Source organism: Halomonas sp. GFAJ-1 (assembly GCF_000236625.2).
Lineage (GTDB): Bacteria > Pseudomonadota > Gammaproteobacteria > Pseudomonadales > Halomonadaceae > Vreelandella.
Genome location: NZ_AHBC01000013.1, coordinates 99,302 through 109,940 on the forward strand (window position 1 = coordinate 99,302; position 10,639 = coordinate 109,940).

Below are 10,639 nucleotides of genomic sequence, written 5' to 3' on the forward strand. Positions count from 1 at the left end.
TCACAGTTTATCACAAGGCATGCTATAGCGATGATGAGCGGCAAACCCCGCTGATTTAAATCACGTGCCGCAGAACGTGCGCAGTACCTGCTCGTTTTCTGTTGCCGGCGCGGCTAAGCGGCGCGCGTCTTCGGATTCATCATAAGGGTGGGTGACCACCGCCAGTAGGGTGTGAAACGGCGCAAAATCGCCCTCATACGCCGCATCAATAACTTCCTGGATACAGTGGTTGCGGGGAATGATCACCGGATTGGCGCCCCGCATAATGGCTAAGCGCTCGCTGTTTTGGCTGGCCGCCTGCTCTGCTTGCCAGGTAGCTAACCATACTGCTAGCTCACTGGGCTGGGTGGTTAGCGCCAGCAGCGCCTCTTTGTGCTGCTCACTTGAGGTTTCTGCGTAATGCGTAAGTGCGTCAAACGTGGCGGTCATATCCATACGCCCTTGATGCATGCGGCTTTCCAGCCCTTTCATTAGCGGCTCGGCTTGGTCACTGTCCGCCGTAAGGCCGAGCTTATCCGCATGCAGGCGGCGCTGTTCGGCATCAAATAGCGGCTCAAAGCGACGTATAATATCGGTGGCCTGCGCCACCACCGCATCGCCCTCTTCACGCATCAGCGGCAGCAGGGTTTCGGCAAAGCGGGCAAGATTCCACTGGGCGATAGCGGGCTGGTTGTCAAACGCATAACGGCGCCCCTGATCAATCGAGCTAAACACCTTTTGCGGGTCAAACTGCTCCATAAACGCGCAGGGGCCATAATCAATTGTTTCCCCGGCAATGCTGCAGTTGTCGGTGTTCATCACGCCATGAATAAAGCCAAAGCTCATCCATCGTGCCACCAGTGTGGCTTGCCGAGCGACAACCGCTTCTAATAGGGCGAGGTAGGGGTCTTCGGCACTGGCTGCTTCGGGATAGTGGCGCGCAATAACGTGATCTGCCAGCGCTTTAAGTGCCTGTTCGTCCCGTCGCACGGCGGCAAACTGGAAGGTGCCTACGCGAATATGACTGCTGGCCACACGGGTAAATACTGCGCCGGGTTCGGGTAATTGGCGAACCACTCGCTCACCGGTCGCCACTGCCGCCAAGGCGCGGGTGGTTGGTACACCGACCGCGGCCATAAACTCACTGACGAGATACTCCCGCAGCACCGGGCCCAGCGGCGAACGGCCATCACCGCCACGGGAAAACGGCGTGCGGCCGCTGCCTTTTAGCTGCACATCACGACGTCCCCCCTTCTGGTCGACCACTTCCCCCAACAGCAGGGCGCGGCCATCGCCCAACTGCGGTACAAAGTTGCCAAACTGGTGTCCTGCGTAGCCCAGCGCCCGAGGCTCAGCGCCTGGCGGTAGCTGATTACCGCTAAACCATTGGGTAAGGGTGGCATCATCAGGTTTGTCCTTCATACCTAGCGTTTCCGCCAAGGGCTCATTAAACGCAATCAACGTGGGGTGGCTCACTGGCATAGGCTGACAAGCAGACCACAGTGGCTCGGGAAGCGTTGCAAACTGGTGTTCAAATGGCAGCACAGGGGCCTCCGCTTTTAAAATAGTCGCCTAGAGAATACCCTAGCAGCTTACTCAAGTAATTGGCGATAACATGCCGCAGACGAAATCACTAACCAATGGTATGGCCCCGGTTGAGGGCGACGATTTAACACCGCTTATACGGGATTTTTATTGCAGGGATACGCTTAAGGTTGCCCACGACTTACTGGGCTGCCATTTAGTACGCCAATATGAAGGCGAACTCATGGTAGCGAAGATTGTGGAAACTGAAGCGTACCGTGGGTCTGAAGATTCCGCCTGCCACGCACACCGGCGGAAAACACCAAGAACCGAGGCCATGTTCGGGCCACCGGGGCACGCCTATGTATATCTGGTGTATGGCATGCACTGGCTGCTGAACGTGGTCACCCAGCCAGAAGGCAACCCCTGCGCAGTGCTTATCCGCGCGGTAGAGCCGGTTACCGGTGAAGCCGCTATGCGTGCGCTGCGTGATGTGCGGGGGCATAACCTGAGCAATGGCCCCGGCAAGCTCTCCCGAGCGCTACGTATTGATAAAGCGCTGTATGGCCATGATATGACTCAACCTAACGCGCTATGGATAACGGCAGGCGAGCCGCCCCACGCCGTTGCCTCTGGCCCCCGCGTGGGTATCGACTATGCCCAGCCCGCCGACCGCGATGCCCCTTGGCGGCTATGGATAGACAACAATCCTTGGGTATCAAAAGCACGTTAACCTCGCGTCAGGCAGGCCACCGCATGTTCTAAAACAGGCGTTAACGGCGCCCGCCACTGATGGGTTAACAGTGCATCCGCCCGGGTGACGCCCAATGAGAGCGAGGCCACCGGCATGCCCCTGGCGTGGGCTTCGCGGCAGAAACGGTAGCCGGAATAAACCATCAACGAGGTACCCACTGCGAGCACCGCGTTCGCATTTTCAAGCCCCGCCTGAGCAGCTAGCCGCCGAGCAGGGGGCACCACATCGCCATAATAGACCACCTGGGGCTTTAATATCCCCTGGCAGCGCGGGCAGTTAAGTACCTTAAAGCTAGAGAAATCAGTCTCTAAGTCCGCATCGCCATCGGGGGCATGGCGGGCGTCCAGCGCCGCAAAATAGGGATTCATCCTAGCCATTTCACTGTGCATGGCGTGGCGCATCATTTGATACTCACACGCCATACACGCCACTACGTCTGCCCTACCGTGCAGGTCGATTACCTTTTTAGAGCCCGCTCGCTGGTGTAGACGATCCACATTTTGCGTTACCAGTAGCTCCACATGTCCCATCGCCTCAAGCGCTGCCAACGCACGATGCGCCCCGCTCACTTGGGCTTCGCGCATGGCTTTAAAGCCCACCAGCGCGCGCGCCCAGTAGCGCTGGCGCACGGCGAGTGATGCCATAAAATCGCCGTGCTGCACCGGCGGCGGCCGCTTCCACTGCCCATCAGCATCCCGATAATCAGGAATGCCGCTGTCAGTACTTACCCCTGCCCCGGTAATCACCCACAATTTAGAATAGCGTTTGATAAAATCCGCCAACGCTTCCCCCGCTTTCGCGGTGCTAGTTGTCATTTCCACGGCCTGCGTCAATGGATCACCCTAGGCAATATTGCTACAAGTAAACGATACTGTATGACAATCAAAGCACATGCAATGTGCCCTCGTTTTCAACGTAAGGAGTGTCTCATGCAGTGGGATCACGAGATTATTATTGTTGGCGGCGGTATGGTGGGCGCCGCCTTGGCGGCTCGGCTTGGCCATGCGGGTATGTCGGTTGGCTTAGTAGAACGTGGCAGCGCCCCAGCTCCGCTCAGTGGCGACTATGACCTGCGTATCTCTTCGCTTAATGCCCGCTCACTGGCGTTTGTGAAAGCGAGCGGTACCGAACTTCCTGAGGAGCGCTGCTGCCCGTTTCGCCATATTGATGTGTCCAACCAGGACGGCACCGGCCACTCGCTATTTTCCGCCGAAGAGAGCGGCATGGACGACTTCGGCCTCTTTATCGAAAACCGCACGCTGCAGTACGCGCTGTGGCAACGCCTGGCGAACCTTCCCAGCGTTACCTGTTACACCGAATGCGCACCGCTAAGCACCATGGCAGCCACTACTGGCCGCATGCTGGAGCTGGATAACGGTAAAACCCTAAGCGCCCGCTTGATTGTGGGTGCAGATGGCGCCCGCTCAACGCTTAGAGAGCTTTCGGGCATTAGCATCAGTAGCTACGACTACCATCAGCGGGCGATGATTATTAACGTTGAGACTGAGCTGCCCCAGCAGGATATCAGCTGGCAGGTGTTCACCCCCACTGGCCCCATCGCGATGCTACCCTTACCCGGCCAGCGCGCATCGCTCGTTTGGTACGACAGCGATGAAGCCACCAAAGCCCGCGAGCAGCTATCTGATGAGGCGCTTCAGCACGCCATTGAAACCACCTTCCCCAAACGTCTCGGTAAGCTCACCCGTATCGTTGCACATGCCAGCTTTCCGATTAAACGCCAACACGCCAAGCGCTATATCGGCAAGCGCTTAGCACTGATTGGCGACGCGGCCCATGTTGTGCACCCGCTGGCTGGCCAAGGGTTAAATATTGGCCTGCACGACGCCGACACACTGGCCGAAATTATCATGCAAGGCCGCGACCCCGGCGACTACCTCAACCTACTCCGCTTTGAATGTCAGCGCCGAGCGGCTAACCAAGCGATGATCGCCGCCACCGACAGCTTCCACCATTTATTTACGGGTTCCAGACCACTACGCCAGCTGGGCGACCTTAGCCTTCACCTTGCCGAACGCGTACCGCTCGCCAAACGCATGATGATGCAGCAGGCCAATGGGCTAAATCCGTTCAAAAACATCTAACGCTGACTATGCTGAGGGGGGAGGCTGCCATCAGTAGCCCCAAAACAATCACAACAACCCCTCAAAAAAGGAAAGCGCATGCAACGCAAGCAACCCTATGCACTGGTCACATTTGCCTCGTTAACCGGTCTTGGCCTGCTGCTAGCCACGTCCTTATGGGCTTGGGATGGCGTCGTCGAAAAGCAAACCTTCGAGATGGAGAGCTTCACCACGCAAGGCGGCGAGACAATCCCCAACGTGACGATAGGCTGGGAAGCTTATGGCGAGCTTAATGAGGCGCGCGATAACGCTATTCTGATTACCCACTTTTTTCCGGCACCAGCCATGCTGCAGGCCGCTATGACGCCGATGGCGAGCCGACCGGCTACTGGGATGCGATCATTGGCCCCGGCAAACCTTTGGATACCGATGAGTACTACATTATCTCCTCGGATACGCTGGTAAACCTGAATACCAATGACCCCAATGTCACCACCACAGGCCCCGCTTCAATTAACCCAGACACCGACGAGCCCTGGGGAATGGACTTTCCCGTGGTGACGATTCGCGACTTTGTAGAAGTGCAGCGCGAGCTCTTAGAAAGCCAAGGCATTGAATCGCTGCATGCCGTGATGGGCGCTTCCATGGGCGCTCTTCAAGCAATAGAGTGGGCCAGTGCTTACCCTGACAAGGTCGATAGGCTAATACCTGTTATCGGTGGCGGCGTTGCCGACCCATGGCTACTGGCAACGCTTAGCGCTTGGGCCGCGCCGATTCGACTGGATGCCAACTGGAACGAGGGTAACTACTACGACGGTGAACCACCCACCGATGGGCTGAAAGAAGCGCTTAAGCTCGTCACGCTCAACGCCAACCACTGGCAGTGGGCCAATGAAACCTTCAACCGCGACTGGGCCGACGAAGAGCGCGACCCCGCCCAGGATATCAACGCCCGCTACGCGATTGAGAAAACCCTGGATGACGTTGCTGCCGCCCGCGCAGAGCTTTCCGATGCCAATCACCTGCTGTATCTGGTGCGCGCCAACCAAACCTTTGTGGCGGGCTACGGTGACTCGTTAGAGGAAGGGCTTGCCGCCATCAACGCCCCCACGCTAATGCTCTACAGTGAAAACGACCTTGTATTCGCCCCCGAAGGCGTGCGCCATACCGCAGAGTTAATTGAGGCAGGCGGCAACGAGGTGGCGCTTGAAACCCTGGAAGGCAACAGAGGCCACTTGGATGGTGTTCTATCCATCGACCAGGCTAGCGAAACACTGCGAGAGTTTTTGAGGTAAAGGCGTGAGCGCTGGCTCTTTGGGGCCAGCGCTTACATCGTGGCTCTGTAAACCAGGCTCAGGCTCTATAAACCAACCTCACGCCCCGACAACCGCTGACTGATTTAGTAGACCAATCTCGGTATAGCCTAGTCTTTCTCTAATCACCATCCAGCACGTCGCAAGCCCAACAACAACGCCCACAGTCGGCCAATTCCCGCCGAGCCAACAAATAGAAGGACGCCTATTAAGACAGAGGCACCACCCCGCCATCGTAAATAGGGAGTAGCGCTTGGTCGCGATTGTGCAAAACTCTCGCCAATAGACACCGCGCCCATCGCCACAAAATAAATACCCATTAGTGCTGCACCTACTGCCAGCCATGCAGGTGTACTCACTAACACGCCTACAGTTTGCGGTACCAACCTCCTGCCCAGCTTCTCGCGCAATAAAATAAGGCAGAGACCTATCAGCGTATTACTGAAAAAGTGCACAGCATGAACCGTTAACACACTAGCGGGTATATCCTCCTGGCCAAACAACACCATTGTCAGCGATACCGCAAAGTCCGGTAAATGCCGTAAAACCATCCATAGCCCCAGCAGTGCAATGATACTGGTCACCAGCGGGGTTGCTTGCATCCTTGCCATACGGGCTCCTTAGTCATGTCTGTTACACGGCGTACACCTCAATCGGCCCATTCCAGGTCCCCGGTAAACACGACCGTTAGCCAGCGGTGCGGCCCTTCATCGCCCACCAAGTCGCTCACTTCGTTACGCAGAGCATCCCACTCGCCAATGGTCCGCGCCGGTGCATCGCTGGGAACAATAAAATAAAGTTCAATCTCCCTGGATCGGCCCACACGCGCAATGTAAGCACGATAGGTAGTGAAGCCATGTTTTTGGACAAATGCTTGCGCCACTTGGTCGACATGCTGCTTAAGTGCTGACGGAGTGACAAGGAAGATATCTGCCAAGGCTCGCCTGACAGTTGAGACAGGTAGCGGAATAATAATGAGGCACACAACCGCAAGCACCGCCGGGTCGATATAGGGTGATATCCACTCCCATGGGGTTCCCTGCACGATATAGCCAAGGGAGAACGCCACCAGCAGCGCAGCAGTAATGCCCGCGGACATCACCCACCCTCTTACATCAAGGCGCACAAAATCTGAGCCTATCCGGCGGTTGGCTCGGGCTTCAACGGTGGCGATCACTACACATGCAATGAGCGTAATCACTGCGTAGACAATCGCCCACCCAAACTCAAGCTCGCGCCCGCCCTCCAGCAAGCTGCTGATAGCGTTAAACAATGCATAAATCGCAACGCCAATCAGCAGCGTACCGTTCACCCCCAACACCATGGGCTCAAGATGCCAAAAGCCCACTGAAAATCGCTCTCTAAGCTTGCGGGAAAGCCCTTTCGAGGCTGCGAAGGAGGTAATAAGGTTCACTACCAGTAACGAAAGCAGGCTCATGCTGGCATCCACCATCGCATAGATGCCATCGAACATAATCGAAAACGACCCCGATATCAGGCCAAAGCCAATTCCCAGGCCAGCAATCACCAGTGTCACCGCGATAGAGGTTCTAAGAACGCCACTCTCGTCGCTTAAATCAAAGAGACGTTTACTGCCCATAACTATTTTCATTCCTTTGCTTGGTTCTTTGACTCCACCCCATAACCTAAACGACCAGGCTAGCACTACATTGCAGGAGTTCTTGCGTTAGAGTGTTTAAGCATTGCGGTTATTTTATGAAATAAGAATAACTGATAGTCGAGTGCCCGCCCTCATCTGTGGCTGCAGATAAACGGAGATTTTGCACCCATTGCTGGAGGATGAGCCACTAGCCCCCCTTTTAGATCGAAGCCTACAGGGCGTTAGCGGCTGGCGTTTTCTTCGGCCACTTGGCGCAGCGCATCCACCAGCACGTCGGCGGGCTGGGCTCCGGAGATTAGGTAGCGGCCATCGAGAATAAATGCGGGCACGGCATTTACTCCCGCGTCCATAAAACGCTGCTCGGCTTCACGCACTTCATCCGTGTACTGATCAGAGCGGGCAATGGCTTCGGCGGTGTCGCCGTCTAGCCCAACCTCAATAGCCTTTTCGCGCAGCACCGCTGGGTCGGCGGGGTTTTTCGCTTCACCGAAGTAGGCCTCAAATAGGGCCAGCTGAAGCGCCGTCTCTTGGTGTTGCGTTCCGGCCCATGCCAGCACGCGGTGGGCGGCGAAGGTATTGTTCGCCCGGCGCTCCAGGGCACCACGGAAATTCAGCCCAAGCTCTTCGGCAGCGGCCATAATCTCGCGTTGGGACTGCTCCATGTTGGCCGCGTCTTTGCCGTACTTGCGGCACAAGTGCTCCAAAATCGGCTCGCCCTCAGGCGGCATATCGCGATTCAGCTCAAAAGGCTGCCAGACCAGCTCAATATCGATCTCGCCACCCAGTGTCTCTAACGCTTGCTCCAAGCGCCGGTAGCCAATGGCGCACCACGGGCAGGCCACATCGGATACTAGGTCGATTCTTACCTTTTGCATTTTGTTAACCCCTACGGCATATCCCAACATTCAATCAGACGAAAGAAAACATGGTACGTGGATATAGTGAGTAACGGCAGTGCTGATTAAGGAGGCCACCATGGAAAAGCCGCGGTGTTTAAAAGCCAACAAAGTGAAGCGTGGGACCGCTGGTTTGATGGCCAAAGTGCTACTCCAGACTTTATGAGTGAACGCGAGGCGTTTTGATACTGAAGTCACTGCTTTCGAGCAGCAGTGCTACGTCGATAGATAGGACATATGCGAGAACGCTACTCGCCCACGAGTTCAGAAAAGCGGCCCGCCTTATCCAAGCTGTATTCGCCAAAATCCTGCGCCATGTAGAGCGTGCCTGAATAAGCGCTGTGCGCCTCTTTACGGATATCCTCAATGGAGGGAGAGGCATGAGAGATAAGCGGATAACGGGGGCTAAAGTGGGTGAGCACCAAGTTGGGCAGCGTGACCCGCTCGGCAAATGCCGCCACCTGCTTGCCGTAGCTATGCCCTACCTCACCGGCCTTCTGGGCCATTTCTTCGGTGTAGGTGGCCTCGTGAACCAACACCTGCGCTCCAGCACACGCTTGCGCCAACAGCTCGGGCTGGTCGTTGTCTCCGGCAATCACCACTTTTCTAGGGGCGTGTTTGAACAGCAAATAATCCTGGCTGCGCAGTTGCTTGCCTTCAAACGCTACATCCATTCCTTGCTTCAACTGCCCCCACAAAGGCCCTCTGGGAATCCCTTGCTGATCTAATTTATCTACGTCCAGGGCAGCATCCACATTGCGCTCGGTGAACGCATAGGCATAGCACGGCACGCGGTGGGAAAGCACAAACGTCGTTACCGCCATGCTCTCAAACTCAACGCAGGGCAGTTCATCGGAGCAGATAAATTCCAGAGCAAAGGGCAAGCTGAGCTGGGTGACCGCACATGTCGCTTCCAGCCAAGTTTGGATACCCGCCGGGGCCACAATAGTCAGCGGTGCTGTGCGCCCACCCATGGTCGCACTGGCCAGAATGCCCGGCAGCCCATAGCAGTGGTCGCCGTGTACGTGAGTAATCAAGATGGCTTTCAAGGAATGGAAAGACAGCTTCGTATGCAAAACCTGATGCTGGGTGCCCTCACCACAATCGATCAGGTACCAGCCCTTCCCCTTGCTCTCTCGCAGAGCGACGCCGGAGACGCTTCTTGTTTTAGTCGGGACACCGGCGGAGGTGCCTAGGAAGAGTAGATTCATATCTTTTACTTGCTCTCACTTTAAGACCAAGGCGGCAAATTGCCAGTCAGCTAAATTTAAAGGCCACCTTAGCTTTGAAATCACTGATCTAACGCCCTCTGAAACATTTCTCTATAGGCTGTCGGGGTCGTTAATAGTTGCTGACGAAAGTGATGCCGCAAATTCGCAGTCGACCCAAACCCAGAAGCTGTGGCTATCTGCTCGATAGTCATCGTGGAACTTTCAAGAAAACATCGAGCCTTTTCCAGGCGCTCTATAAGAAGCCATTTCGCTGGAGTCGTGCCTGTCGCAGCCTCGAAGCGCCGTAGAAAGGTTCGAGAACTCATTCCGACAATGCTAGCCATACTTGCTACAGTGTAATTGCCATCAATCTCCTCTCGTATATGGTCAAGGAGTGGCCCAATCCGAGAACTTTCATATAAAGAAGGTACTGCGCGCTCAATGAACTGAGCCTGTCCGCCATCTCTGTGCGGAGGGACGACCAAACGCCTAGCGACCATATTGGCTGCCTGCATACCATGATCACGACGCACTAAATGTAGGCAGAGATCAATACCAGCGGCACTACCAGCCGACGTCATTACATCGCCTTCATCGATATAAAGAACATCAGGCTCGACCGCAATCTCAGGGTAACGCTGACTTAAAGTATCTGTGTAGCGCCAGTGCGTCGTGCCTCGCCGACCTTTGAGCAATCCCGCTTCGGCCAGGACAAAGACTCCCGAGCATATCGATAGCACACGAGCACCATTAGCATGTGCCTTGCATATCGTCTTGATTAGAGTCGCTGGAACAGGCTCCGTAGCACCACGCCAGCCGGGTATAATAATAGTGCCAGCCTGATCGATGATTTCTATTCCAGCATCGACGACAACACGCATTCCACCTATTGCTCGCATCTCGCCTGGGTCAATACCAGCTATTTTAAATTGGTACCAGTTTTCCCCCATCTCAGGCCGTGGCAAGCCGAATACTTCTACTGCCACACCAAGCTCAAACGTACATAGACCGTCGTAGGCGATGGCGACGACAAGAGGGTTGGCAAGCTTTCGTGCATGATCTGATTTTGGCATGATTTTGAGCATACATGGCAAAACTGCCATCTACCAGGCTCAAAACTGAATCGCCCCAGGTTTCGTAGACACCTCCAGGCCTTATACTAAAGGTATCTAGGAGGAACCATGAGCTATCCCCGCTACACTGAAGAATTCAAAATCGAAGCCGTCAAGCAGGTGGTAGAGCGCGGCCATCGCGTGGCCG

The 10,639-nt window shown here is 55.6% G+C and carries 11 protein-coding genes and 1 pseudogene; 5 read left to right on the forward strand and 7 right to left on the reverse strand.

The annotated features are described in order from the left end of the window. Nucleotides 1–60: 60 nt before the first annotated feature. Entirely contained in the window at nucleotides 61–1,524 is a 1,464-nt protein-coding gene (locus tag MOY_RS04065; protein ID WP_009096788.1) for a protein adenylyltransferase SelO, read from the reverse strand. Between the two features lie 70 nt (nucleotides 1,525–1,594). Between MOY_RS04065 and MOY_RS04070 the strand changes: the two genes are divergently transcribed. Then, entirely contained in the window at nucleotides 1,595–2,236 is a 642-nt protein-coding gene (locus MOY_RS04070) for a DNA-3-methyladenine glycosylase (RefSeq protein WP_009096790.1), read from the forward strand. Here the strand turns inward: MOY_RS04070 and MOY_RS04075 are convergent. Further along, nucleotides 2,233–3,072 (reverse strand): NAD-dependent protein deacetylase, encoded by an 840-nt coding sequence (locus MOY_RS04075; protein ID WP_009096792.1) that lies wholly within the window; start codon nucleotides 3,070–3,072, stop codon nucleotides 2,233–2,235. The genes MOY_RS04070 and MOY_RS04075 overlap by 4 nt on opposite strands. A 114-nt stretch (nucleotides 3,073–3,186) precedes the next feature. Here MOY_RS04075 and MOY_RS04080 point away from each other — a divergent pair, with 114 nt between their 5' ends. The 3 genes and pseudogenes from MOY_RS04080 to MOY_RS04085 form a co-directional block, all read left to right on the forward strand. Beyond that, nucleotides 3,187–4,359, forward strand: a complete 1,173-nt coding sequence (locus tag MOY_RS04080; RefSeq protein WP_009096795.1) for a UbiH/UbiF/VisC/COQ6 family ubiquinone biosynthesis hydroxylase — start codon at nucleotides 3,187–3,189, stop codon at nucleotides 4,357–4,359. A 78-nt stretch (nucleotides 4,360–4,437) separates the two neighbouring features. Next, a complete protein-coding gene (locus MOY_RS17500; protein WP_235803669.1) occupies nucleotides 4,438–4,803 on the forward strand; it encodes a hypothetical protein in 366 nt (121 codons plus the stop codon). Next, nucleotides 4,728–5,633: pseudogene (locus tag MOY_RS04085) on the forward strand (E22 family MetX-like putative esterase); the annotation flags it as partial. The gene MOY_RS17500 and the pseudogene MOY_RS04085, both read left to right, overlap by 76 nt. Before the next feature lie 143 nt (nucleotides 5,634–5,776). On the opposite strand, the gene MOY_RS04090 reads toward MOY_RS04085, so the two are convergent. From MOY_RS04090 to ftrA, 5 genes are all read right to left on the reverse strand, one after another. Next, complete coding sequence (locus tag MOY_RS04090) at nucleotides 5,777–6,262, reverse strand: hypothetical protein (RefSeq protein WP_105208807.1); 486 nt, start codon at nucleotides 6,260–6,262, stop codon at nucleotides 5,777–5,779. A gap of 38 nt (nucleotides 6,263–6,300) precedes the next feature. Then, a complete protein-coding gene (locus tag MOY_RS04095) occupies nucleotides 6,301–7,251 on the reverse strand; it encodes a cation diffusion facilitator family transporter (protein ID WP_009096798.1) in 951 nt (316 codons plus the stop codon). Nucleotides 7,252–7,493: 242 nt separating this feature from the next. Beyond that, on the reverse strand, nucleotides 7,494–8,147 hold the full coding sequence (locus tag MOY_RS04100) for a DsbA family oxidoreductase (RefSeq protein WP_009096801.1): 654 nt from the start codon (nucleotides 8,145–8,147) through the stop codon (nucleotides 7,494–7,496). Between the two features lie 269 nt (nucleotides 8,148–8,416). After that, entirely contained in the window at nucleotides 8,417–9,379 is a 963-nt protein-coding gene (locus tag MOY_RS04105; protein ID WP_035539981.1) for a ribonuclease Z, read from the reverse strand. A gap of 80 nt (nucleotides 9,380–9,459) precedes the next feature. After that, on the reverse strand, nucleotides 9,460–10,482 hold the full coding sequence (ftrA, locus tag MOY_RS04110; RefSeq protein ID WP_009096804.1) for a transcriptional regulator FtrA: 1,023 nt from the start codon (nucleotides 10,480–10,482) through the stop codon (nucleotides 9,460–9,462). Nucleotides 10,483–10,560: 78 nt separating this feature from the next. On the opposite strand from ftrA, the gene MOY_RS17710 reads away from it, so the two are divergent. Continuing rightward, on the forward strand, nucleotides 10,561–10,639 hold a 79-nt coding region (locus MOY_RS17710; RefSeq protein WP_035539617.1), incomplete at its 3' end, for a transposase.